This window comes from Sphingomonas sp. AC411, from assembly GCF_979253035.1.
Genome location: NZ_CEEDAQ010000001.1, coordinates 1,320,152 through 1,344,226, shown reverse-complemented (window position 1 = coordinate 1,344,226; position 24,075 = coordinate 1,320,152). Strand labels below are relative to the sequence as shown.

Genomic DNA, 24,075 nt, shown 5'->3' with positions numbered 1-24,075 from the left:
TTCAGGACGAGCGCGGGCCAAGTGTCATGGTGAAGCGCAGCCCCCTGCCGCCGGGACCGGTCGCGACGTCGAGAACGCCGTGGTGCGCGCGGGCGACGCGGTCGACGATCGACAGGCCGATCCCCGAGCCTTCGGAGCGGGAGCCGTCGGCGCGCCAGAAGCGGTCCTTCAGCCGTGCGAGTTGGTCGGGCGCGACGCCGTCGCCATCGTCGGTGACGGCGAGGCAGGGCCCGGCCCGATCTGGACGACGATCGCGGTGCCGGGCGGGGTGTGGCGCACGGCGTTGTCGACGAGGTTCTCCAGCGCGAGGACGATGGCGCCCGGATAGCCGGTGCCGCCGATGTCCGACGACTGGTCTTCGAGAGCGATCGTTCGTCCGCCTGCAATGATCCCCGGCGCGCGACCGGCGATCACCGATTCGGCCAGTGCGAGGAGTTCGAGCGGTTCGCCGTCCTCCTCGACCGGCCGTTCGAGATCGGCGAGTGCGAGCAGTTGCGTCACTACGCGGGCGGCGCGGTCGACCGCTGCGAGCAGCGCCGTCTTCACCGCCGCGTCGTCGACCGCATCCGCGCGCAGGCGGATCACGGCGAGCGGCGTGCGCAGTTCGTGGGCGATGTCCGCGGCGAACGCGGCCTGCGTGCGGAAGCCGTCCTCTAGCCGGTCGAGCGCTTCGTTGGTGGCGGCGGCGAGCGGCTCGACCTCGGACGGCAGCGTGCCGCGCGGCAACCGCGTGTCGAGCGTGCGTGGACCGATCGCGGCCGCGGTCGCCGACACCGCCTGCATCCGCCGGGTGAGGCGTCGGGTCAGCAGCGCGCCGATCAGCGGCACCAGCGCGGCGATCGGCAGGACGAGCAGAGCGAACCGTTTCAGGAATGCGCTGACGATGTCGTCGGTGACCACTTCGGGCGCGGCGCTGTCCTGCGATGCGACGATCCAGCGCCCGTCTCGCGTCGGCAGGCTGTACGCCTCGACGGCCCCGCGGCGGAAGAAATGCGCGCCGCGATCCAGCGGTGCAGCGGCGATGACGTGCGGGCGGGCGGGGCCTTTGCCAACAGAACCGCACGGTTCCGGTCGATGACGGCGATCGCCATGCCATCGGTCAGCGCGTCGCTGCGAAGTGCGGCATACGAGGGCAGGGCGCTTGCGACGGTCGCCGCCTGCTGGCGGAGCAGCCGCCGCTGGTAATGATCGGCGGTGCTATGCAGCAGCGCTGCGACGCCGAGCGACAGCGCGATCGTAGCGATCAAGGCGGTGACGATGTGGAGTGCGACGAACTGGCCCAGCAGGGACCGGGGCAGCAGGGACCGGGGCTGCCTCGGCCTCACGGCTTGCACACGATCATGTAGCCGACGCCGCGCACCGTCTCGATCCGCGCGCCGCTATCCGCATCGTCGAGTTTCTTCCGCAGGCGATGGACATAGACCTCGACCGCATTCGAGCCGAGATCGCCGCCCAGTCCGAACAGATGATCCTCGGCGATCCGCTTCGGCACGACGTTGCCGGCGCGCCGCAGCAGCAGTTCGAGCAGCTCGGTCTCGCGCACCGACAGCGCGATCGCCGCGTCCGCGACCCGCACCAGCCGCGTTTCGAGATCGAAGCTGAGGCGGCCGCACGTCAGCGACCGGCCGATATAGCCCCCTGGCGACGCAATACCGCGAGCAGGCGGGCGTGGAGTTCATCGACGTCGAACGGCTTCACCAGGTAATCGTCGGCGCCTTCGTTCAGCCCGCGGATGCGCGCGTCGATCGCGCCGCGCGCGGTGAGGATCAGCACCGGGCGAGTGTCGCCGCGCCCGCGCAACCGGTGCAGCAGCGAAAGCCCGTCCTCGTCCGGCAGTCCCAGATCGAGCAGGATCGCGGCATAGTCGCCGTGCTGGAGATAGGCGTCCGCCTCATCGCCGCTGCGCGCGAGATCGACCGCGAAGCCGCGCGGGGACAGCGCTGCGGTTAGCGCCTGGGCGAGATCGCGGTCGTCCTCGATCAGCAATACCCGCATCGATCTTCGCCTCGTTTGGGTGCAGCGCAGCATCCGTAAGCGCGCTGTAAGCCAGCGACGCTACCGGCTCCAGTCTAATCCCCAAGGGGCTGATTATGCACGCATCGACGACACCCGAAACGCTCCCCCGACCCGCGCGCTCTCTCGATCCGCGCAGATGCGCTGGCTGGGAATCGCGGCCGCCGTGATCGTCGGGCTGGTGCTGATCGTCGCGCTGATCGGCAAGCTCACGCATCACGTGCCGGCGCCCGAACCGGTCGCGCCGGCGGGAACGTTCCGGCCGACCAAGGACCAGATGGCCGGGCTGACGACGATGCGCGTCGGCTATGGCGCGTCCGATGCGCGGACGCTGGCGAGTGGCGCGATCACCGTCGACGGCGATCGCAGCACGCCGGTGCTGATGCCCTATTCTGGGCAGGTGGTGCGCGTGCTCGCTGACGCCGGGCAGCACGTCACGCAGGGCCAGCCGTTGCTGCTCATCAAGACCAGCGATTTCGTCGATGCGCGCAGCGGGCTGTTCGCCGCACGGGCGGCGGCGCAGAACGCGCAGGCGCAACTCGCCACCGCGGAACGGACCGCGGAGCGCCAGCGGCAGATCTACGAGACGGCCGGCGGCGCGCTGAAGGATTATCAGCAGGCCAAGACCGATCTCGCCGCCGCGCAGGCGACGGCGCGTACGGCGCAGGCCGCGCTGGGGGCGGCACGCGACAAGCTGGCGATCCTCGGCAAGTCGCAGGGCGAGATCGCGCGGTTGGAGAGCGTCGGCGACGTGTCCGGCATCCATGACGTGACGACGCTGCACGCGCCGATCTCCGGTCTGATCGCGACGCGCGACGTGTCGGCGGGCCAGTATCTCTCGCAGGGCGGCGACAAGCCGGTGATGACGATTACCGATCCGTCGCGCGTCTGGCTGATCGCGCAGCTTGCCGAGGGCGATGCGAGCGCGGTGCATCTCGGCGACAGCGTCACCGTGACGACGCCCGCGCTGCCGGGGCGCAGTTTCCACGCGACGATCGACCTGGTCGGCGCCGCGCTCGATCCGCAGAGCCACCGCCTGCCGGTGCGCGCGACGATCGCCAATCCGGACGGCGCGCTCAAGCCTCAGATGTTCGCGAGCTTCTCGATCCAACGCCCGCACAGCGGCGACGCGCTGCTGGTCCCCGCCGAGGCGGTGATCCATGAAGGCGACGACGCCCGCGTCTGGGTGGTTCGGCCCGACGGCCTGCTGGTCGCGCGCACCGTGACAGCCGGCGAGGAGCAGGACGGCAAGGTCGCGATCGTCGCCGGCCTCAAGTCGGGCGAGCGCATCGTCACGGCGGGCGCGCTGTTCGTCAACGAAGCCGGTCTCGGCGAATGAACCGGATCGTCGAATTCGCGCTGCGTCAGCGCCTGCTGATCGTCGGCATCTTCGTCGCCATGCTGGTGGCGGGGGGCGTCGGCTTCTACAATCTCAACATCGAGGCGTATCCCGATCCGGTCCCCCCGATGGTCGAGATCATCACGCAGACGCAGGGTCTGTCGGCCGAGGAGATGGAGCGCAACGTCACCATCCCGATCGAGGTCGGCATGGCTGGCATTCCGCATCTGACCGCGATCCGCGCGATCTCGCTGTTCGGGCTGTCGGACATCAAGATCCAGTTCAGCTACGACCTGACCAACGACCAGGCCAAGCAACAGGTCATCAACCGCCTGTCGCAGCTTCCCCGCTCCAGGGCGGCGCGCAGCCCACGTTGTCCCCGACCAGCCCGGTCGGCGAAATCTTCCGCTACAAGATCACCGCGCCGAAGGGCTATTCGGTGATGGACCTCAAGACGTTGCAGGACTGGGTCCTACAGCGCCGGTTCAAGCGCATCCCGGGCGTGATCGACGTTACCGGATGGGGCGGCAAGCTGCGCGCCTATGACGTGGTGATCGACAACGACCGGCTCGCCGCGCACAACGTCACGGTCGCACAGGTGCTGGCGGCGCTCGGCAAGAGCGACGGCAATGTCGGCGGCCAGACGATCAACTTCGGGTCGCAGGCGGCGATCGTCCGCGGTATCGGCCTGATCCAGTCGGTCTCGGGGATCGAGAACGTGCTCGTCGGCACCGGCGGCGGCCAGCCCGTGCTGCTGAAGGACGTCGCGCATGTCCGCATCGGCAACGAACCGCGCCTCGGCATTGCCGGCTACAACGATCAGGACGACATCGTTCAGGGCATCGTCCTGATGCAGCGCGGCGCGCAGTCGATGCCGACGATCCTCGCGGTGCAGAAGGAAGTGTCCGACATCAACGCGTCGGGCATCCTGCCGCCGGGCGTCCATCTCGACCGGGTCTATGATCGCTCCGACCTGATCCACCTGACGATCCACACCGTGCTGGAGAACATGGTGGTCGGCATCCTGCTGATCTTCGCACTCCAGTGGATCTTCCTCGGCAATCTGCGCAGCGCGATCATCGTCTCGGCGACGATCCCGTTCGCACTCGCCTTCGCGATCCTGATCCTGGTGTTGCAGGGCGAGAGCGCGAACCTGCTTTCGGTCGGCGCGCTCGATTTCGGGCTCGTGGTCGATGCCTGCGTGATCATGGTCGAGAACATCTTCCGCCACATGGTCGAGCGGTCCGCGCACGTCGAAAGCGAACAGCTCGAGGGGCGGAGTGCGCATTACACGCTCGCGAGCCGATTCTCCGCGGTGCTCGGGGCCAGCTCCGAAGTCAGTCGCGGGATCTTCTTCGCCGCCGCGATCATCATCGCCAGCTTCCTGCCGCTGTTCACGCTGACCGGCGTCGAGGGTCATATCTTCGGGCCGATGGCGAAGACCTATGCGTATGCGATCTCCGGCGGGCTGATCGCGACCTTCACGGTCGCGCCGGTGCTGGCGACGCTGCTGCTGCCCGACAAATTGTCCGAAGTGGAGACGTGGATCGTCGGCAAGCTGCGCCGCGTCTACGAGCCGGCCGCCGCGTTCGCGCTCGGCAACCGGGTCGTCGCTATCGGTGGCGCGCTGCTGCTGATGCTGCTCGCGGTGGTTGGCGTTCGCTCGCTCGGGATCGAGTTCCTGCCGCATCTCGAAGAGGGCAACATGTATATCCGCGCGACGCTGCCCGCGTCGGTCAGCCTCGAGGCGGGGCAGCCGGTGGTCAACGGCGTCCGCCGGATCCTGATGCAATATCCGGAGGTGCAGGCAGTGTTGTCCGCGCATGGTCGCCCGGACGACGGGACGGACTCGACCGGCTTCTTCAACGCCGAATATTTCGTGCCGCTTAAGCCGTTCGATACCTGGCCGAGCGGCGTCACCAAGGAGACGTTGACCGAGGAACTGTCGAAGCGGCTGTCGGCCAAATATCCCGGCGTCGACTTCTCCTTCTCGCAGATCATCGAGGATAATGTCGAGGAGGCCGCCTCGGGCGTGAAGGGGGCGAACTCGATCAAGCTGTTCGGTCCCGACCTGACGACGCTCGAGAAATACGCCGATCAGATCAAGGCGCAGATGTCCAAGGTCCGCGGGATCGAGGATCTCGGCGTTTTCCAGTCGCTGGGCCAACCGACGGTGCGGATCGACGTCGATCGCGCGCGCGCCTCGCGCTACGGGCTGACCCCGACGACATCAACGCTACCGTCGCCGCGGCGATTGGCGGCAAGTCGAACGTCGACCTGTACGAGAAGGACACCGATCGCTACTTCCCGATCGTCGTCCGGCTGAAACCCGAACAGCGCGACACGATCGACGCGATCCGCCGGATCACGATCGGTGTGCCGTCTCCGGACGGTGTCAGCACGATCCAGGTGCCGCTGTCGGAGGTCGCCGACGCGAAGCTCACCTCGGGCGCGTCGTTCATCTACCGCGAGCATCAGGAGCGCTACATCCCGATCAAGTTCTCGGTCCGCGGTCGCGATCTCGGCGGTGCGGTCGACGAGGCGCATGCGCGGATCGAGCGGACCGTCCACCTGCCACCCGGCTATCATCTCGAATGGGCGGGCGAACTCGACAATCTCAACAACGCGGTCGCGCGATTGGAAGTCGTGGTGCCGATCAGCCTGCTGGTGATCCTGCTGCTGCTCTATGCGAATTTCGGCTCGATCCGCGACAGCCTGCTCGCGTTCTCGGCGATCCCGATGGCGATCATCGGCGGCGTGCTCGCGCTGGCGCTGACCGGAACCGCGTTCAGCATCTCGTCGGCGATCGGCTTCGTCGCGCTGTTCGGGATCGCGGTGATGGACGGGATCCTCGTGGTCACGACCTATAACCACGCGGTCGACGAGGGCGCGCGGCGGGAGAATGCGCTCGCAACTACAGTCCGCCATAGTCTCAGGCCGGTCGTGATGACCTGCCTCGTCGCGGCGATCGGGTTGCTTCCGGCTGCGCTGTCGAGCGGGATCGGCAGCCAGGTGCAGAAGCCGCTCGCGCTGGTCGTGGTCGGCGGGATGACGCTCGCGCCGATCCTGATCCTGCTGGTCCTGCCGGTGCTGATCGATCGCTTCTCGAAGCGGGTGCCGCCCGAAGATCGCGGTGCGCACGGGCGCGATGTCGGCCATCATCCCCATGAAGACGGCCATACGGAGGCCACGGCATGAAGCGTTTCGCCATCCTCCTGCTCGCGGGCGTCACCAGCGCGTGCACGATGGGCCCGCGCGATCTCGACGCGCACGCCAGCCTCCCGCCGGCTCTCGCGGCGCAAACCTTCGCGCCGTCCAGCGGCGCGGCCCAGGCTACGACTCTGACGGCGGTTCCTGCCGAATGGTGGCGCAGCTTGGCAGCGCCCAACTCGACACGCTGGTGGACGAGGCACAGGCGCATTCGACCGACATCGCCGTCGCGGAAGCGACGCTCCGGCAATATCGCGAGCAGGCGGCTGCGACTGCGGGCTCGGCGCTGCCGCAGGCCGATGTGAACTATCAGGCGGAGCGCACGCGCATCTCGAACGCGCTGTCGCCTGCGGTCGCCGACCAGAACCAGCAGCTTTATACGCTCCACACCGCGCAGGTGACGGTCGGCTACGACCCGGATGTGTTCGGCGGCATCCGCTCGAAAATCCGCTCAGCCCGCGCCGCCACCGAAACGCAGCGGCAGCGGCTTGCCGCGGCGCGGACCACGGTGATCGCCAATCTGGTCGAGGCGGTGATCCAGCGCGCATCGCTCGCCGAGCAGATCGCCGCTGCGCAGACGGCCATCGCGGTCAATCGCGATATCCTCCAGACGCTGGTCAAGCGTCAGCAGCTCGGTGCGGTCGGTGCGGCCGACGTCTCGACGCAACAGGCGGCGCTGGCGACCGCGGAAGGCGCGCTGCCGCCGCTGGTGCGCGCCGAAGCGCATCAGCGGGTGGTGATCGCGACGCTGATCGGGCGGTCGGCGGGCTCGGACCTGCCGCCGCTGCCGTCGCTCGCATCGCTCACTTTGCCGCGAGACCTGCCACTGGTCGTTCCGTCCGATCTCGTCGCGCGCCGGCCTGACGTGCTGGCCGCGCGCGCGCAGCTCGAAGGGGCAGGGGCCGATGTCGGCACCGCGATCGCCGCGCGCCTGCCGGCAATCTCGCTCAGCGGATCGGCGGGCGGTACCGCCGAACGGTTCGGCGATATGTTCAAGAGCGGCAACCCGTTCTGGACACTGATCGGCGGGATCACCCAGCCTATCTTCCACGCCGGCGCCCTCCGCCACCAGCAACATGCCGCCGAAGCCGCGCTCGATGCCGCCAAGGCGCAATATCGTGCCGCGGTGTTGCAAGCATTCGGGGACGTTTCCGACGCGCTGACCGGGCTGCGGACCGATGCCGACGCGCTCGACTCGGCCACGAGGGCGACCGATGCGTCGGGGCGTGCGCTCGGGTTCGTCCGGCGTCAGCTTGCGCTCGGCGATGTCGGAACGCCTGCGCTGCTCAACGCCACCGCCACCGACGCGCAGGCCCGCGCGCAGGCGGTGCAGGCGCGCGCCGCGCGGTTGTCGGACACGGTCGCGCTGTTCCAGGCCGCAGGCGGCGGCGTTTCGGGAGGGTAAACGATGGGCGGGATAACCGGCGCGACGAGCGGCAAGTTCGTCCTGATGGCGGCGACCCTGTTGTTTCACGGCAGGGTCGACAACGCACGCACCCTGATCGCGATCATGCCGGGCGCGCCGCATTCGGCGATCGGTGCGACGCTTGCCGATCGGATCGTGCACCGCGACCGGGTCAAGATCGGCATCCGCGCGGAGTATCTCTACGCGCCGATCGCTGCGGTCGAACCCGATCCGGCGGCAGGCGCGGAGCTGCGGATCGGCCAGGATATCCTCGACGCCAACCCGATCGAGATAGACTTCCCGCACCACGAGCTGCGCCTGTTGCTGCCGGGCGAGGCAGCGCGCGCCGAACGCGGGATGACCGCGATCCCAGTCACGCATCAGGCGGACGGCTCGATGACGGTGCCGCTGACGCTCGACGCTGCGCCACCGACCGCTGCGGTGCTCGATCTCGCCCACGCTACCGACGTGACCGCGCCGAACGCCGCGAGCGCCGTCGCGCTCGGGCATGCGGCCCTGAAGAACGCCGTCATGATACGCGGCGCCACCCCGTCGGTCGGGCTCACTGCGTTCAAGGACATGCGGGTGATCTTCGACCTCGGCCACGACCGGATCTGGGTTGCGAGCTGACCCGGCTGCGGCGGTCGGCTGTCACTGCAAGCGGGCAGCCGTTTCCTTCAGGGGGATGGCGGGCGATGCCAGATCGGCGTGGTCGGTCGGTGCAAGCAGGCCGATCAGCGCCCGACCCTGCACATAGTCGCGGGTCGCGTTGACGCAGTCGAGCGCGACGATGCGATCGTCCTTGACATAGATCAGCGAAAACGATCGCGTCGCGGGCTCGCCGCGGATGATCACCGCGTCGTGGCCGGCCGAAAGCCCGACGGTCTGCAGTTTCAGATCATATTGACTGGACCAGAACCAGGGGACGGCGTGGTAGGGTTGCGGGTCGCCGGTGATCGTTCGCGCGACGACGTTCGCTTGGTCGGAGGCGTTCTGGACCGATTCCAGTCGGATGACGGCGCCGCCCGCATACGCATTGGCATGCGCCGCGCAATCGCCGATCGCAAAGACATCGGGCAGGCTGGTGCGGCAGAACGCGTCGACCAGCACGCCGTTGTCACCCTCCGCGCCTGCCGCGAGAAGCGGCCCGACTGCGGGTTCGATACCGATGCCGACGATCACCATCTCGCACGCCAGTATTTCCCCGTCGATGAGACGCACGCCACTGGCTGCGCCGTCGTGTTCCTCGATGCAGGCGACCTTGGCTTCGAGGCGGATATCCACGCCGTACGCCCGATGCTCGGCTTCGAAGAACCGCGACAGGGGCTCGCCGGCGACGCGCGCCAGGACCCGGTCGAGCGCTTCGAGGACAGTGACGTGTTTGCCGAGTTTGTTCAGGACGGCCGCGGCTTCGAGCCCGATATACCCCCGCCGATCACCACGACGCGGGAGACGCCCGGGAGTTCGGCGATCATCCGGTCGACGTCCGCGCGGTTGCGGACCGCGTGGACGCCGCGCAACGCATGCCCGGTACAGGACAGCCGCCGCGGCGATCCGCCCGTCCCCCAGACCAGTGATCCATAGCCGATCGTCGAACCGTCGCCGAGCGTTACGGTCTTTGCGATCGGATCGACATGGGTCGCGCGACGGCCGGGCAGCAGCATTATCGCGCGCTCGTCCCAGAACGCCGGCGGACGGATCAGTATGCGCTCGAACGGCTTGTCGCCCGACAGATACTCCTTCGACAGCGGTGGCCGTTCGTAGGGATGGTCGGGTTCGTCGCCGAGCAGCGCGATGGTGCCCTCATATTTGCGTTGGCGCAGCGCGACCGCGGCCTGGGCACCGGCATGGCCCGCGCCGACGATCAAAACGTCATAGGAAGTCGTGTGCGTCATCCGTACCTCGTCGCCACGCATGGCGTTAATATCTGCCGGAGCCGTCGATCCGTGAGGACAGCCCGCTTCGCCGGCGATGATATCCGCGGCAGCGTCGCGCGTCACGTTCCCGTTCTCGGTCAGGCTAGGCAGAATGCGGGCGAGAACGGGAGGGTGAGGTTAATCGCCACCCACGCTTGCGAAACGCGAGGACACGAACCCCGTTTCCTCGACGGTTTCGAGCGTCCTCGAAGCGACCGCCTCGCCGATCAGCAGCAGCGAGGGATCACGGTCGCTGATCGTCTCGACCAGGAACGCGAGCGCCGACAGCCGGCCGCGAAGGATGCGTTCGGTCGGGAGCGAGACGTTGACCGCGACCATCACCGGCGTGTCGGGTGCGCGGCCTGCGGCGATCAGGTTGCGCGCGACTTCGGCGGCGGCGGCGCGGCCCATGTAGACGGCAAGCGTTGCATCGGGCGCGGCGAGGGCGGTCCAGTCGAGCTCGAGTGCTTCGCCCGCGCGGGCGTGCGCGGTGACGAATGTGAGCTTTCGCGCGAGGCCGCGGAGCGTCAGCGAGGCACCGCCTGAGGCTGCGGCGGCGCTGGCGGCGGTGATACCGGGGCAGATGCGTACCGTGATGCCCTGGGCGGCAAGGTGGTCGATCTCCTCGGTCGAGCGTCCGAAGATCGACGGGTCGCCACCCTTGAAACGGACGACGCGCTTGCCGGCTTTGGCGGCCGTGGCGATCAGGACGTTGATCGAGACCTGATCCTTCGAATGTCGGCCCGATCGCTTGCCGACACTTACCATCTCGGTTCCCGCTGGAACGAGGGCGAGGACGCCCGGACCGACCAGCGCGTCGTAGAATACGATATCGGCAGCCGCGAGCAGGCGTTCGGCCTTGCGCGTGAGAAGGTCGGGATCGCCTGGGCCGGCACCGACCAGCCAGACCGAACCGGGCGGGAAATCATGCGACATGGGCTGATCCTTGCGTGACGAGGAGATTGGCGAGGGCAGGGCGGCACGATCCGCAATTGGTGCCGGCTTTCAAGGCCGCCCCGATCGCGGGAACGTCGGCGAGCTGCTGGTCGGCGATCGCGGCGAGAATGGTCTTCAGCCCGACGTCGAAGCACGCGCAGACGATCGGCCCGCGGTCGATCTGCACGCCCGGTGCGCGGCCGGCGAGCAGGGTCGGGGCGGCAACGTCCTCGCTCAGTTGCGCGACGAGCCAGTCGCGGGGCGGGAGTGTGCCGTCGCTGGTGACGAACAGGACGCCGGCGAGCCTGCCGCCCTGAAGGATCGCAATCCGGCGGCTCCCGCGGGCAGAGTCGATCGCCTCAATCCGCTCGCCTTTGGGCAGCAGCGCGTCGAGCGCGGCGGCGTCGCCATTCCCCGCCATGTCCCATGCCGTTCCGCACGGCACCGCAACGCGTGTTGCCCACAGGCAATCGGGGCGCGTTGCCAGTTCGCCGCGCGTGACGACGAAGCCGCGCCATTCGGTCGCGACGGGCTCGATCCGCACGGGGGTCGATTTGAAGCCCGGCTGGCCCGAGATGGGATCGGCGAGCGGGCGGGGCAGCAGGCCGGTGCGCCCGCCGGTCGCGGTGCGGTCGGTCCAGTGGATCGGCACGAACAGCTCGCCAACCCGCTGGGCCGTGACGACGCTTGCCCGGAACAGGCTGTCGCCCTGCGGCGTCGTCACGCGCGTGAGGCCGCCATCGACGATCCCGAGCCGTTCGGCATCATCGGGGTGAACTTCGACCAGCGGTTCCTCGCGGTGGCGTGCAAGCTTCGGTGACAGGCCGGTGCGGGTCATGGTGTGCCACTGATCGCGGTAGCGGCCGGTATTGAGCGTCATCGGCCATTTGGCGAGCGGTGCGGCGACCGGCTTCTGGACTACAGGCACAAGCCGGGCGCGGCCGTCGGATGTCGGGAAGCGCCCATCCGAAAACGGCGTGCTACCCCAGCGGAACGGCGTCATTGCGTCATATTCGGCGTTGCCCTTGGCCGCATGGCCGGGAAGCGAGAACAGCCGCGTGCCGTTGTTCTCATACGCCGACAACCGGCAATGTTCGCGCCAGATCTCGGCGGGGCGATCGTAGGGGAACGCGGTCTTCCACCCCATCCGCCGCGCGACCTGCGTGACGATCCACCAGTCTGGTTTCGCCTCGCCGGGCGCGGCTATGAACGCGCGCTGGCGGCTGATCGTGCGGTCGGAATTGGTGACGGTGCCGTCCTTCTCGCCCCACGCCGCGGCGGGCAGGCGGACATGCGCGTGGACCGAGGTGTCGGTCGTTTCGATCACGTCCGAGACCACGACGAACGGGCACGCCGCCAGCGCCTCGCGCACGCGGCCTGCGTCGGGCATAGACACTGCGGGGTTGGTCGCCATCACCCACAACGCCTTGATCCGGCCGTTGCCGAGCTCGCGGAACAGGTCGACCGCCTTCAGCCCCGGTTTGGTCGCCATGTTGAGCGCGGCCCAGAACCGGCCCACGCGCGCGACGTTCTCCGGCGCGAAATCCATGTGCGCGGCGAGGCTCGACGCTAGCCCGCCGACTTCGCGCCCGCCCATCGCGTTGGGCTGGCCGGTGATCGAGAAGGGCGCGGCACCGGGCTTGCCGATGCGGCCGGTCGCGAGGTGTAGGTTGGTGATCGCGTTGACCTGATCGGTGCCTGACAATGACTGGTTCACGCCCTGGCTGAACATGGTGACGGTCTTCGGCGTCGCGGCGAACAGTTCGAAGAAGCGCTTCAGGTCTTGCGGCGAAACGTCGCAGGTCCGCGCTACCGACCAGAGGTCGCTGCCCTCGCCGAGCTGGTCCCAGAACGCGTCGGGCGTGGCGACGTGCGCGGCGAGATAGTCGTGATCGATCACGCCTGCGTCGCGGCACCACGCCAGCAACCCGTTCATCAGCGCCACGTCGGTGCCGGGCCGGATCGCGAGGTGTAGGTCGGCCTCGTCCGCGGTCTCGGTCCGGCGCGGGTCGATGACGACGAGTTTCGCGCCGGCATCGCATCGTGCACGGACGCGTTGATAGACGATCGGGTGGCACCAGGCGGTGTTTGATCCGACCAGCACGATCAGGTCGGCGGCGTCGAGATCGTCGTAGCTCGCGGGCACGACGTCCTCGCCGAACGCGCGCATGTGCCCGGCGACTGCGCTTGCCATGCAGAGTCGCGAGTTGGTGTCGATGTTGGCCGAGCCGATGAAGCCCTTCATTAGCTTGTTGGCGACATAATAGTCCTCGGTCAGCAGCTGGCCCGAGACGTAGAAGGCGACGCTGTTGGGGCCGTGCTGCGCGATCGTGTCACGGAAGCGTTTGGCGACGAGGGCGAGCGCCTTGTCCCACGATGCGCGGCGCAGGCCGATGATCGGGGTGAGAAGGCGGCCTTCGAGGCCGATCGTCTCGCCGAGGTGGGTGCCCTTGGAGCAGAGTTTGCCGGCGTTGGCGGGATGGTCGGGGTCGCCTGCGATCGTGACGGAGCGTTCGCCGGTAGGAGTCGCGAGAATGCCGCAGCCGACACCGCAATACGCGCACGTCGTACGAACGGCCGCCATTAGGTCCTCCCCTGCAAGGGGAGGTGGCAGCCGGAGGCTGACGGAGGGGTGTCGCCCTCTCGATAGCGGGTCACCCCTCCACCAGCTTCGCTGGTCCCCCTCCCCTTGCAGGGGAGGATAGCAAGCGCGATCACGCCGCCGCCTTCATCGTGCTCGTCCGGCACAGCAACACCCGCCCACCCGACACCCTCACCGGGATCACCGGCGTACACCCCTTGTCCTCGCCCAGCGCCTCGCCCGTATCCAGCGCGATCCGCCAATTGTGCAGCGGGCACGCCACCGCGCCGCCGTGGACGATCCCCTGCGACAGTCGTCCGCCCTTGTGCGGGCAGCGGTCGGCGAGCGCGAACACCTTGCCGTCGCCGGTGCGGAACACCGCGATGTCGTCGCCGCCGGTGACCTGCACCGTGCGGCTGCCGCGGACCGGGATCTCGTCGACCCAGCCGATATCGAGCCATTCGCCGATCATGCCATTTCCCTCGTTCCGTCGATGGGCGTGAAGCGCGCCATCGGTGCATGCTGTTCGCGGTGCTCGCCCGCCGCGCGTGCCGCCCACGGATCGTCCTGCGTGAACTGCTGCGAGAACAGGAACCGCGCCGCCAGCGCATCGCGACCCTCGGGATCCTCGGCGATCCGTTCGCGGATATACTCGACGCCGATCCGCTCGATCCACGGCGCGGTTCGCTCCAGATAGCGCGCTTCCTCGCGGTACAATTGGATGAACGCGGCGCAATAGTGCATCGCTTCTTCCTCGGTCGCGACCTTGCACAGGAAGTCGGTCGCGCGGACCTTCATCCCGCCATTGCCGCCGACCGACAGCTCGTAGCCGCTGTCGACGCAGACCACGCCGAAATCCTTGATCGTCGCCTCGGCGCAATTCCGCGGGCAGCCGCTGACCGCGATCTTGAACTTGTGCGGCATCCACGAGCCCCAGGTCATCCGCTCGACCTTGACGCCGAGCCCCGTCGAATCCTGCGTCCCGAACCGGCACCAGTCCGACCCGACGCACGTCTTCACGGTCCGCAGCGACTTGCCATACGCATGCCCGCTGACCATCCCGGCGGCGTTGAGATCGGCCCAGACCGCGGGCAGATCCTCCTTCTTGATCCCGAAGATGTCGAGCCGCTGGCCGCCCGTCACCTTGACCATCGGCGCATCGTATTTCTCGACGACATCGGCGATCGCGCGCAGCTCACGCGGGTTGGTGAGCCCGCCCCACATCCGCGGCACGACCGAATAGGTGCCGTCCTTCTGGATGTTGGCGTGCAGCCGTTCGTTGACGAACCGGCTTTGCTGGTCGTCCTTGTAATCGCCCGGCAGCGCGCAGAGCAGGTAGTAATTGAGCGCAGGCCGGCACGACGAACACCCGTCGGGGGTCGACCAGCTCATCTTCTGCATGACTTCGGGGATCGATCGCATGCCCTGCGCGACGATCTCGCGGCGGACGTCGTCGTGGCCGAAGCTGGTGCATTTGCACATCGTCTTGACGTCTCGTTCACCCGAATATTCGTCGCCGAGCGTGACCGCGAGCAGCGTCTCGACCAGCCCGGTGCACGACCCGCACGACGCCGACGCCTTGCAGGTCGCACGGACCGCGTCGAGCGTCGCGTTGCCGGCGCCGATGCATGCCACGACCTTGCCCTTGGTGACGCCGTTGCAGCCGCAGATCTCCGCATCGTCGGAGAGCGCCGCAACGGCCGCCTTAGGGTCCGCAGCGCCTCCTCCCGAGGCGAAGGATTGGCCGAAAATCAGCATGTCGCGGATGGGGGCGATGTCTTCCGCCCGCTTGAGCAGGTCGAAATACCAGCCGCCGTCGGTCGTGTCGCCGTACAGCACCGCGCCGACGATCCGGTCGTCCTTGACCACGACGCGCTTGTAGATGCCGCGCGACGCATCGCGCAGGACGATGTCCTCGCACGCCCCGCCACCCGAGAAATCGCCCGCCGAGAACACGTCGAGCCCGGCGACCTTCAACTTGGTCGAGGTCACGGATCCGCGATAGCCGCTGTGACTGTCGGTTAGCCCGTCGGCCAGCGCGCGGCACATGTCCCACAGCGGCGCGACGAGGCCGTAGACGTTGCCGTCATGCTCGACGCATTCGCCGACCGCGAGGATCGACGGGTCGCTGGTGACCATATGGTCGTCGACCTTGATCCCGCGGCCGATCTCCAGCCCGGCGTCGCGCGCGAGGGCGACGGAGGGGCGAATGCCAACCGCCATGACGACGAGGCTGGCGGGGATCAACGTACCGTCCTTGAGCAGCACGCCCTCGACATGGGTATCACCGACGATCTCGGCGGTGTTCGCCTCGGTGAGGATGACCTGACCGCGGGCTTCGAGCGCCGATTTCAGCAGCCAGCCTGCCGCCTCGTCGAGCTGGCGTTCCATCAGCGTCGGCATCAGGTGGATCACCGTCACCTTCATGCCGCGCAACGCGAGGCCATGCGCCGCCTCCAGCCCGAGCAGCCCGCCGCCGATCACCACCGCCGCGCCCCCTTTTCCGGCGGCCTCCAGCATGTGATCGACGTCGGCCATGTCGCGGAACGAGATGACGCCGGGCAGGTCCTTGCCGGGGACGGGAATGATGAACGGATCGGAGCCGGTCGCGATCAGCAGCCGGTCGTACGACACGGTCAGCCCCGACCGTGCCGTGATGGTCTTGGCCACGCGGTCGATCGCCTGCACCGGATCGCTCGTCACCAGCTCGATCGTGTTGGTCGCATACCAAGCGTGGTCGTTAATGACGATCTGCTCGAACGTCTTCTCGCCCGCCAGCACCGGCGACAACATGATGCGGTTGTAGTTCACGTGCGGCTCGGCGCCGAAGATCGTCACGCGGTAGCGGGTCGGATCACGCGCGATCAGCTCCTCGACCGCGCGACAGCCGGCCATGCCGTTGCCGATCACGACGAGATGCTCGCGGGTATCAGGGGAGGGGTTATGGTCTGGTATTCCATCAGATCGTCCAGTCGGGTTGGAGCCGGGGAAGGGAGGGTCACGCGGGAAGCGCGCCGTTCACGGAGCGGTCGCTGGTGCGGCGTGCGTCGAGCGCCGCGTCGAGCAGCGCGCGCTCGTCCGATTTGTGCTTGGCGGAGAAGCGGACGGCGAGCGCGCAGACCGCGGTGCCTGCGACGACGTAGCCGAGCACGATGAGGCATTGCTGCGGGTGGCGGACGCCTTGTTGAGGAATCCCGCCGCGACCGCGCCGATATTGCCGCCCGCGCCGATCAGGCCGGCGACCCCGCCCAGCGCCTTGCGGTCGATGAACGGCACCAGCGCATAGGTCGCGCCGCACGCCATGTGCGTGAACAGCCCGAAAATCGTCATCGCCAGGATCGCGAGCGTGACGCTGCCGGCGTTGCCGAACAGCACCAGTCCGACGCCTTCGCCGAGCATCAGCGCGAACAGCAGCAACGCGCGGCCGTCGAGGCCTTTGCTGAGCGCGATCCGGTCGCTCGCGATCCCGCCGAGCGCACGGGCAAACAGCGCGAGGCCACCGAAGATCCCGGCCGCCAGCCCTGCGCCCGTCAGCGAAAGCCCGAACCGGTCGACGTAATAACTCGCGGCGATGTTATGGATGAAGATCTCGACGCCGAAGCACGCGCCGTAAGTCGCAGCCAGCATCCAGGTCCGGTAATTGGAGGCGGCGCGGCGGAAGATCGCCATGCCGGTCGCCTTGCCGCCATCGAGTTCGATCCCCGCCGCGCGGAGGTCGACGATGTCGCCCTGCGGCGTGTCCTGCGTGTAGCGCGCATAGACGAAAGCCATCGCGACCATCGCGACGCCCGGCACGAACATCGCCGCGCGCCAACCGAACGCGTGCTCGACGCCGAGACCGACCAGCGCCGCGACGACCAGCGGCATCAGGCTCTGCGCCGCGCCGCCGCCCGCATTACCCCAGCCGCCGACGGTCGCGTTGGCGGTGCCGACGACGTTCGGCGCGAACATCACGCTCGTATGATATTGCGTGATAACGAACGACGCGCCGATCGCGCCGATCGCGAGGCGGAAGAACAGGAACGTTTCGTAGGTCTGCGCGAACGCCAGCCCGAACACCGGGATCGCACCGAGCAGCAGCAGCCATGTATACGCACGTCGCGGCCCGAACCGGTCGCAGAGCGGCCCGACGACCAGCCGCACCAGAATCGTCACCGCGACCGCGGCGATGTTGATGTTGGCGATCTGATCCTTGCTGAGGCCGAACTCGGCCTTGATCAGCGGCATCAACGGCGCGGCGGCGAACCACGCGAAGAAGCACACGAAGAACGCCAGCCACGTGACGTGGAACGCGCGCATCTGCGGCGTGGCGGCGCTGAACAGATCGATCCGTGTGGCCTTCGGTGCGGTGGTATCGATTCCCGGTGATGCGAACAACATGGTCGGTCCTCCATCTGCGATGGACAAAGAAAAAGCCGCCCCGACGGCGACCTTGTGGACGCATCGGAGCGGCTTCGTTGCCTATGGACGATCGGTCGATCGTCCTACGCGGTCAGGTCCCGTCATTGGAACCGGTCTCGCGATGATTTCGTGTCCGACTCCTTGCCGGACGATGTGAAGATGACCGAAGTGGCCTTATCGCGCAAGCGCCATTTCGCACGTGCAGCAGATTTGGGTTTGGTGGGGCGATCGACCCCGGGATCACCCCTCCCTGACAGGGAGGGGCAGGGGTGGGTCGGCTTCCGCATGTTCGTACTGGAGTGGATTAAACCGACCGACCCACCCCAACCCCTCCCTTTCAGGGAGGGGGAAGCCGAGGTTCAGGGCAATCCGGCGAGATATCCCTCGATATCATCCGGATCGAACGCGCGTCGATCGAAGAACGCATCGCGTCCGAGGATCAACCAACCCTGCGTAGACCCCGCACCGATGCTGTCCGCGCCGATCGCCCCCTCCAGTTTCGAGCTCGCATTCGGCAACGGCGCGCCCGAGCCCGCCAGCGCGGCGCGGTAAATGTCCGGCCGGAACACGCCTTGCGCAACCTCCGCCTCCTCCGCCGAGAACGGCGTGCCGTCCCACCGCACCATCTGCGAATACAGCCACGCCGCCTGACTCCGCCACGGGAAGTTCGCCGCCTCGCGGTACTGAAACATGAAGTCCGGAACGTGGATCGGCGCCGCATCCTTCACCAGTCGCACCCGGTCGCCGATCGCGCGCGACACCGCATCGACCGGTGCATCGAGATAGTCCGCGCGAGATAGGATCGCCGCATTCGCCTCAAGCGTATCGGGATCGACGAACTGCGCAGCCGCAGCGTGGAGCGCGCGGATCAGCCGGTGGACCACGTCGCCGCGCTCGACCAAAGTCGCCGCGCGCATCGCCAGCACCTTCTCCACGCCGCGCCGCCAGACCTGCGCCGTCACCAGCGCGATCCGCCCGACCCCGCGATCGACCGCGACGCCGTTCCACGGCTCCCCACACAGATGCCGTCGACCTCACCCGCCGCCAGCGCGTCCGCCGCAAAGGTCGGGCTGGTCGTCACGATCTCGACATCGATATCGGGCCGGATGCCGACCGCCGCGAGCCAGTAGCGCAGCATGTAATTATGGCTCGAATAGCGATGCACCACGCCGAACCGTAGCCGCCGCCCCGTCGCGGCGCGCGCGATCGCCACCGCCTTCAACCGCGCGCCAAGCACCACGGGATCACCCAACGCATCCCCGTCCAGCACCTCCGCGGCCAACGGCAACGACAGCGTGATCGCGTTGCCGTTGAGCCCCAGCACGAACGGCACCGCCATCGGCACCGCTGGCCGCCCACGCCCCAGCGCCGTCGCGATCGCCAGCGGCGCGACCATGTGCGCGGCATCGGTATGGCCGTACAGCAGCCGGTCGCGCACCGTCGCCCAGGTCATGTCGCGGACGAGCTCGATCTCCAGCCCCTCGGCCTCGGCGAACCCGCGTTCGCGCGCGAGGATCGGCAGCGCGGCATCGACCAGCGGCAGGAAGCCGATGCGGACCCGGTCGAGCGCCATCATAAATCTCCCATGAGCGCATCGCTGGTGATGATCGCGTCGGCGATTTCGGCGATCCGGCGGTTGGAGCGCATCGCCTGCGCGCGGAGCAGGCCGTAGGCGGTCGGCTCGTCGATGCCGCGACGTTTCATCAGGATTGCCTTGGCACGGTCGACGGTCGTCCGATCGGCCAGCGCGCTGCGGGCTTCCTGCAACTCCGCCTGCAACCGCGCGAATGCCTGGAACCGGCGGATCGCGAGGTCGATCACCGGCTTGATCCGCTGCTTGGCCAAGCCGTCCACGATATACGCCGACACCCCCGCATCGACCGCGGCGGCGGTGGACTCCGCATCGCTCTGGTCGACGAACATCGCGATCGGCCGCGCCAGCGCCCGTGATACCGCAAAGAATTCCTCGAGCATGTCGCGGCTGGGATTCTCGAGGTTGATCAGCACCACGTCCGGCGCGGCCTTCTCCAGCGCCGCGACCATCTCCAGCGTGCCGTCGATCACCACGATATCGTCGAGCCCAGCCTCGCGCAGGCCGTCCGAGATGATCGCCGCCCGCGTCGTGCTCGTGTCGATGATCGCGATCCGCATGCCGCCATCCTATGCGGCGCCGCACCAAATGGCGAGCGGCGGATGGACGAGTCCAAATGCCACCATCACGCGGTTACCGGCACCAAGCTGGCGACGGAATCTGACGGCGATGGCGCCTGTCCGATCGGCCACGATGTCGAGCGCTGCAAAAAGTCGAGTAGTTCTGGCGCATGTCGCGGCTACCGACTATACCGCTCGGTACTGAAGTGTTTTCCTAGCGGTCGCAACGTTACCGCAGGGTCCGCAGGAGAGTGGCGATGTCGATACTCATCAATGGGTTAGCAGTAGCGCCGCCCGACGATCCTCGTGTTTCGCTGCTCGATCTGCTGCGCGAAGGTCTGCATCTCTCCGGCACCAAGAAGGGCTGCAATCAGGGTGCGTGCGGCGCGTGCACCGTGCTCGTCGATGGCGAGCGGATCGTCTCCTGTCTCGCGCTCGCTGTTCAGTATGACGGGCGCGAGGTCACGACGATCGAGGGGTTGGCCGACGGCGATGCACTGCATCCGTTGCAGCAGGCATTCATCGATCATGATGGGTTCCAGTGCGGCTATTGCACGCCGGGGCAGATCTGTTCGGCGATCGGCATGGCGGCGGAGGCCAAGCGCGGCGTGCCGAGCCATGTCAGCTCGGATCTCGCCGCCGACGTGACGCTGACCCGCGAGGAACTGCAGGAGCGGATGAGCGGCAATCTGTGCCGCTGCGGCGCGCATAACGGCATCATCGATGCGATCCGTGAAACCCTGACGTCCGAGACCGGCCCGGCGGAGATGATGGCATGACCCCGTTTACTTATGCGCGGGCGGAAGACGCCGCCGATGCCTTGCGGCTAGGGCAGGCAAGCGCGACGGCCTATCTCGGCGGCGGCACCAATCTGGTCGACTTGATCCGCGAGACGGTCGCGCGGCCGACCGGGCTGGTCGACGTGACCGGACTGTCCGGCGGTATCGAGGAAACCGAGGGCGGCGGTCTGATGATCGGCGCCGCGGTCCGCAACACCGCGCTTGCCGAGCATATCACGGTTCGGAGGCGCTACCCGGTGCTGTCGCGCGCGATCCTGGCGGGCGCGTCGGCGCAGATCCGCAACATGGCGACCGTCGGCGGCAATCTGCTGCAGCGGACGCGGTGCACCTATTTCTACGACACCGACGGTTCGCGCTGCAACAAGCGCGCGCCGGGATCGGGATGTGACGCGATTGAGGGGTTCACGCGGGGGCACGCTATCCTCGGCGCGTCCACCGACTGCGTGGCGACGCACCCGTCGGACATGTGCGTGGCGCTCGCCGCACTCGACGCGATCGTTCACCTGCACGGGCGGGGCGGCGCGCGGACATTGCCGTTCGTAGAACTGCACCGGTTGCCGGGCGATCGGCCGGAGTTCGATACCGTGCTGGAACCGGGCGAGCTGATCACTGCGATCGAACTGCCTCCGATGAGTTTCGCGGCCAACTCGACCTATCGCAAGGTGCGCGACCGGGCGAGCTATGCCTTTGCGCTGGTCTCGATCGCGGCGGCGCTGGAGATCGAGGGCGGACGCATCACGGAAGTGCGGATCGCGCTGGGTGGGGTCGCGCACAAGCCGTGGCGGGCGTCGAAGGCGGAGGCCGCGTTACGGGGCGGACCCGCGACCGAAGAGGCGTTCCGTGCCGCCGCTGTCGCCGAGATGACGGACGCGGTGCCGCTCCGCGACAACGGCTTCAAGGTCGAACTGACCAAGCGCACTCTCGTCGCCGTCCTTGGCGACCTTGCCGGAGCAGCAGCATGAGCATCGTCGATACGGTCAAGGAAACCGCGCAGGGCTTGGTACAGGGCGCGATGAGCAAGCTGGTGCCGCTCGCACCCGACAGCTGGATTCCGGGCGGCGTGCCCGATCCGCTGATCCGCCAGCAGCATGGGTTGATCGGCACGTCGGTGTCGCGGCTCGACGGTCCGCTCAAGGTGCGCGGCGCGGCACCGTTCGCAGCCGAGTTTCCGCTGGAGGGTATGGTCTATGCCGCGCTCGCCTATGCGACGATCCCGCGCGGGCGGATCGCGGCGATCGACGTGGCGGCGGCCGAGGCGGCGCCGGGCGTCGTGCTCGTGATGACGCATCTCAATGCGCCGCGGATGAACAAGCCAGCGGTGTTTGGGTCTTCACCGACGGCGGCGGGTCCGGCGGACTTGCCGGTGATGCAGGACGACCGTGTTCACTGGAACGGCCAGCCGATCGCGCTGGTGCTCGCCGAGACGCAGGAGCAGGCCGATCACGCGGCATCGCTGATCGTACCGACCTATGCCACCGAACCGTCGACGACGTCGTTCGAGGCAGCAAAGGCGGCGGGCCCGCAGCCGGGGCTGTTCATGGGCCAGCCGTTGCTGAACGAGATCGGCGACGCGGACGCCATGCTGGCGGCGGCTCCGCACAAGGTCGATCACGTCTATCGCACGCCGCCTCACAACCATAACGCGATCGAGCCTCATGCCGCGACGATCGCGTGGGTCGGCGACGACCTGATCGTCCACGACGCGAGCCAACTCGTCACCGCTGCCGCACAGACGATTGCCGACGTGTTCGACCTGAAGGCGGGGCAGGTACGTCTTACCTCCCCGTTCGTGGGTGGAGGGTTCGGTGGCAAATGCCTGTGGGATCACCAGATTCTCGGCGCGGCCGCGGCCAAGCTGGCCGGGCGACCGGTACGGATCACGCTGTCGCGCGAGGGCGTCTACCGCATCGTCGGTGGCCGGACGCTGACCGAACAGCGCGTCGCGATCGGGGCGGACGTCGGTGGCCGCTTCAAGGCATTGATCCACACCGGGGTCGCCGCGATGACCCCGCACAACAACATGCCCGAGCCGTTCATCCTCGGCACGCGTGGCGGCTATGCAGCGGACAGCTTCAAGCTGTCGGTCGAGACCGTGACGATGAACATGCTCGCCAACACGTTCATGCGCGCGCCGGGCGAGTCCGTCGGCACCTTCGCGCTGGAATCCGCGATCGACGAACTGGCGATCGAACTCGACATGGACCTGATCGCGCTCCGCATCCGCAACGAGCCCTACGAGGATCCCACGTCAGGCCTTCCGTTCTCGTCGCGGCATATCGTCGAGGCGTGGCGCAGCGGAGCGGAACGGTTCGGCTGGGGCGAGCGGAGTGCTCAGCCAGGTACGCGTCGGGAAGGCGAGTGGCTGATCGGCATGGGCTGCGCGACCGGGACCTATCCCTATTACCGGATGCCGGGGGCAGCCGCCCGGATCACGCTGCGCCGTGACGGACATGCGCTGGTCGAGGTTGCTGCGCAGGAAATGGGGATGGGCACCGCGACGACCACCGCGATGGTTGCAGCCGATCGGTTGGGGCTGCCGCTAGACCATGTCTCGGTCGACTATGGCGATTCTGATCATTCCCGGCGCGATCCTGGCCGGTGGATCGCAACAGACCGCGGCGATCGGCGCAGCCGTGATCGCCGCGCATCATGCGCTGGTCGCCGAACTGCTGAAGCTGGCGGGCAATGACTCGCCGCTCGCAGGTCTGTCGCCAGATGAGGTCGGAAGCGAGGACGGCGGGCTGACCAAGCTCGACGATCCTCGCGGCGCGAGAGCTATGTCTCGATCCTGGAGCGGGCGCAGCGCGACAGCATCGTCGTGACCGAGGAGGCATCGCAACCGCTCGAATTGATGCACTGGTCGATGCATTCGCATAGTGCGCTGTTCTGCGAGGTGCGCGTCAACGCGGTTACCGGCGAAACGCGTGTCAACCGTTTTCTGGGTGCGTTCGATTGCGGGCGGATCCTCAACCCGAAGACCGCACGCAGCCAGTTCCGCGGCGGGATCATCATGGGGCTTGGCATGGCGTTGATGGAGGAGACGCAGTTCGACGAGCGCAACGGCCGTATCATGAACCCGAGTTTGGCGGAGTATCATATGCCCGTACATCTCGACGTGCCCGAGATCGACGTGATCTGGACCGACATTGCCGACCCCCATACCCCGATGGGCGCGCACGGCGTGGGCGAGATCGGCATCACCGGAGTCGCGGCGGCGGTGGCGAATGCGATCTATAACGCCACGGGAAAACGCGTACGGGACTTGCCGATCACGTTGGACAAGGTGCTGATCTGACAGAACAGCGTCGCCGGTCCGTCCTTCC

Annotated in this window: 15 protein-coding genes and 5 pseudogenes; 7 read left to right on the top strand and 13 right to left on the bottom strand. The window is 67.8% G+C overall.

Annotation, left to right across the window (positions count from 1 at the left end):
• Window position 1 precedes the first annotated feature (1 nt).
• The 5 genes from AC0IX7_RS06840 to AC0IX7_RS06820 are packed head-to-tail and all read right to left on the bottom strand — an operon-like array spanning window position 2 to window position 1,995.
• Window positions 2-172, bottom strand: coding sequence for an ATP-binding protein (locus tag AC0IX7_RS06840; protein ID WP_471813774.1), 171 nt, complete (start codon window positions 170-172; stop codon window positions 2-4).
• A complete protein-coding gene (locus AC0IX7_RS06835) occupies window positions 169-900 on the bottom strand; it encodes a histidine kinase dimerization/phospho-acceptor domain-containing protein (protein WP_471810949.1) in 732 nt (243 codons plus the stop codon). The genes AC0IX7_RS06840 and AC0IX7_RS06835 overlap by 4 nt, the downstream gene beginning before the upstream one ends.
• Window positions 867-1,325, bottom strand: a complete 459-nt coding sequence (locus AC0IX7_RS06830) for a hypothetical protein (RefSeq protein ID WP_471810948.1) — start codon at window positions 1,323-1,325, stop codon at window positions 867-869. Before AC0IX7_RS06830 ends, AC0IX7_RS06835 begins: the two co-directional genes overlap by 34 nt.
• The gene (locus AC0IX7_RS06825) at window positions 1,322-1,576 is read right to left on the bottom strand and encodes a winged helix-turn-helix domain-containing protein (RefSeq protein ID WP_471810947.1); all 255 of its coding nucleotides are present in this window, start codon (window positions 1,574-1,576) and stop codon (window positions 1,322-1,324) included. The genes AC0IX7_RS06830 and AC0IX7_RS06825 overlap by 4 nt, the downstream gene beginning before the upstream one ends.
• 38 nt (window positions 1,577-1,614) lie before the next feature.
• Window positions 1,615-1,995 (bottom strand): response regulator, encoded by a 381-nt coding sequence (locus AC0IX7_RS06820; RefSeq protein ID WP_471810946.1) that lies wholly within the window; start codon window positions 1,993-1,995, stop codon window positions 1,615-1,617.
• Window positions 1,996-2,152: 157 nt separating this feature from the next.
• Here AC0IX7_RS06820 and AC0IX7_RS06815 point away from each other — a divergent pair, with 157 nt between their 5' ends.
• The 4 genes and pseudogenes from AC0IX7_RS06815 to AC0IX7_RS06800 all read left to right on the top strand — a co-directional run bounded on the left by AC0IX7_RS06815 (window position 2,153) and on the right by AC0IX7_RS06800 (window position 8,597).
• Window positions 2,153-3,352 carry an efflux RND transporter periplasmic adaptor subunit gene (locus tag AC0IX7_RS06815; RefSeq protein ID WP_471810945.1) on the top strand — a complete coding sequence of 400 codons (1,200 nt, stop codon included), beginning with the start codon at window positions 2,153-2,155 and terminating at the stop codon, window positions 3,350-3,352.
• Window positions 3,349-6,550: pseudogene (locus tag AC0IX7_RS06810) on the top strand (efflux RND transporter permease subunit). Before AC0IX7_RS06815 ends, AC0IX7_RS06810 begins: the two are co-directional and overlap by 4 nt.
• Window positions 6,547-7,967, top strand: a pseudogene (locus tag AC0IX7_RS06805) (efflux transporter outer membrane subunit). The pseudogenes AC0IX7_RS06810 and AC0IX7_RS06805 overlap by 4 nt, the downstream one beginning before the upstream one ends.
• Window positions 7,968-7,970: 3 nt before the next feature.
• A complete protein-coding gene (locus tag AC0IX7_RS06800) occupies window positions 7,971-8,597 on the top strand; it encodes a hypothetical protein (protein ID WP_471810944.1) in 627 nt (208 codons plus the stop codon).
• 21 nt (window positions 8,598-8,618) lie between these two features.
• On the opposite strand, the pseudogene AC0IX7_RS06795 reads toward AC0IX7_RS06800, so the two are convergent.
• The 8 genes and pseudogenes from AC0IX7_RS06795 to AC0IX7_RS06760 form a co-directional block, all read right to left on the bottom strand.
• Window positions 8,619-9,862, bottom strand: a pseudogene (locus tag AC0IX7_RS06795) (NAD(P)/FAD-dependent oxidoreductase).
• Between the two features lie 159 nt (window positions 9,863-10,021).
• Window positions 10,022-10,819, bottom strand: a complete 798-nt coding sequence (gene cobA / locus AC0IX7_RS06790) for a uroporphyrinogen-III C-methyltransferase (RefSeq protein WP_471810943.1) — start codon at window positions 10,817-10,819, stop codon at window positions 10,022-10,024.
• On the bottom strand, window positions 10,809-13,403 hold the full coding sequence (locus tag AC0IX7_RS06785) for a molybdopterin-dependent oxidoreductase (protein ID WP_471810942.1): 2,595 nt from the start codon (window positions 13,401-13,403) through the stop codon (window positions 10,809-10,811). The genes cobA and AC0IX7_RS06785 overlap by 11 nt, the downstream gene beginning before the upstream one ends.
• A 130-nt stretch (window positions 13,404-13,533) precedes the next feature.
• Entirely contained in the window at window positions 13,534-13,872 is a 339-nt protein-coding gene (gene nirD / locus AC0IX7_RS06780) for a nitrite reductase small subunit NirD (RefSeq protein WP_471810941.1), read from the bottom strand.
• Window positions 13,869-16,355 (bottom strand): nitrite reductase large subunit NirB, encoded by a 2,487-nt coding sequence (gene nirB, locus AC0IX7_RS06775; RefSeq protein ID WP_471813773.1) that lies wholly within the window; start codon window positions 16,353-16,355, stop codon window positions 13,869-13,871. Before nirB ends, nirD begins: the two co-directional genes overlap by 4 nt.
• A gap of 63 nt (window positions 16,356-16,418) precedes the next feature.
• A complete protein-coding gene (locus AC0IX7_RS06770; RefSeq protein WP_471810940.1) occupies window positions 16,419-17,780 on the bottom strand; it encodes an MFS transporter in 1,362 nt (453 codons plus the stop codon).
• Window positions 17,781-18,160: 380 nt separating this feature from the next.
• Window positions 18,161-19,374: pseudogene (locus tag AC0IX7_RS06765) on the bottom strand (CmpA/NrtA family ABC transporter substrate-binding protein).
• A complete protein-coding gene (locus tag AC0IX7_RS06760) occupies window positions 19,374-19,952 on the bottom strand; it encodes an ANTAR domain-containing response regulator (protein ID WP_471810939.1) in 579 nt (192 codons plus the stop codon). The pseudogene AC0IX7_RS06765 and the gene AC0IX7_RS06760 overlap by 1 nt, the downstream one beginning before the upstream one ends.
• Before the next feature lie 257 nt (window positions 19,953-20,209).
• Between AC0IX7_RS06760 and AC0IX7_RS06755 the strand changes: the two genes are divergently transcribed.
• The 3 genes and pseudogenes from AC0IX7_RS06755 (at window position 20,210) to AC0IX7_RS06745 (ending at window position 24,047) form a co-directional block, all read left to right on the top strand.
• Window positions 20,210-20,731: a 2Fe-2S iron-sulfur cluster-binding protein gene (locus AC0IX7_RS06755; protein ID WP_471810938.1), complete on the top strand. Its 522-nt coding sequence runs from the start codon at window positions 20,210-20,212 to the stop codon at window positions 20,729-20,731.
• Entirely contained in the window at window positions 20,728-21,714 is a 987-nt protein-coding gene (locus AC0IX7_RS06750) for an FAD binding domain-containing protein (RefSeq protein WP_471810937.1), read from the top strand. The genes AC0IX7_RS06755 and AC0IX7_RS06750 overlap by 4 nt, the downstream gene beginning before the upstream one ends.
• Window positions 21,711-24,047: pseudogene (locus tag AC0IX7_RS06745) on the top strand (xanthine dehydrogenase family protein molybdopterin-binding subunit). The gene AC0IX7_RS06750 and the pseudogene AC0IX7_RS06745 overlap by 4 nt, the downstream one beginning before the upstream one ends.
• The last annotated feature ends 28 nt before the right edge of the window (window positions 24,048-24,075 follow it).

Bases quoted from the DNA above. Each gene is read 5' to 3' on its own strand.
- AC0IX7_RS06770 (WP_471810940.1), bottom strand. From the start codon at position 17,780: ATGTTGTTCGCATCACCGGGAATCGATACCACCGCACCGAAGGCCACA.
- AC0IX7_RS06750 (WP_471810937.1), top strand. From the start codon at position 20,728: ATGACCCCGTTTACTTATGCGCGGGCGGAAGACGCCGCCGATGCCTTG.
- AC0IX7_RS06815 (WP_471810945.1), top strand. From the start codon at position 2,153: ATGCGCTGGCTGGGAATCGCGGCCGCCGTGATCGTCGGGCTGGTGCTG.
- cobA (WP_471810943.1), bottom strand. From the start codon at position 10,819: ATGTCGCATGATTTCCCGCCCGGTTCGGTCTGGCTGGTCGGTGCCGGC.
- AC0IX7_RS06800 (WP_471810944.1), top strand. From the start codon at position 7,971: ATGGGCGGGATAACCGGCGCGACGAGCGGCAAGTTCGTCCTGATGGCG.
- AC0IX7_RS06760 (WP_471810939.1), bottom strand. From the start codon at position 19,952: ATGCGGATCGCGATCATCGACACGAGCACGACGCGGGCGGCGATCATC.
- AC0IX7_RS06785 (WP_471810942.1), bottom strand. From the start codon at position 13,403: ATGGCGGCCGTTCGTACGACGTGCGCGTATTGCGGTGTCGGCTGCGGC.
- nirD (WP_471810941.1), bottom strand. From the start codon at position 13,872: ATGATCGGCGAATGGCTCGATATCGGCTGGGTCGACGAGATCCCGGTC.
- AC0IX7_RS06820 (WP_471810946.1), bottom strand. From the start codon at position 1,995: ATGCGGGTATTGCTGATCGAGGACGACCGCGATCTCGCCCAGGCGCTA.
- AC0IX7_RS06755 (WP_471810938.1), top strand. From the start codon at position 20,210: ATGTCGATACTCATCAATGGGTTAGCAGTAGCGCCGCCCGACGATCCT.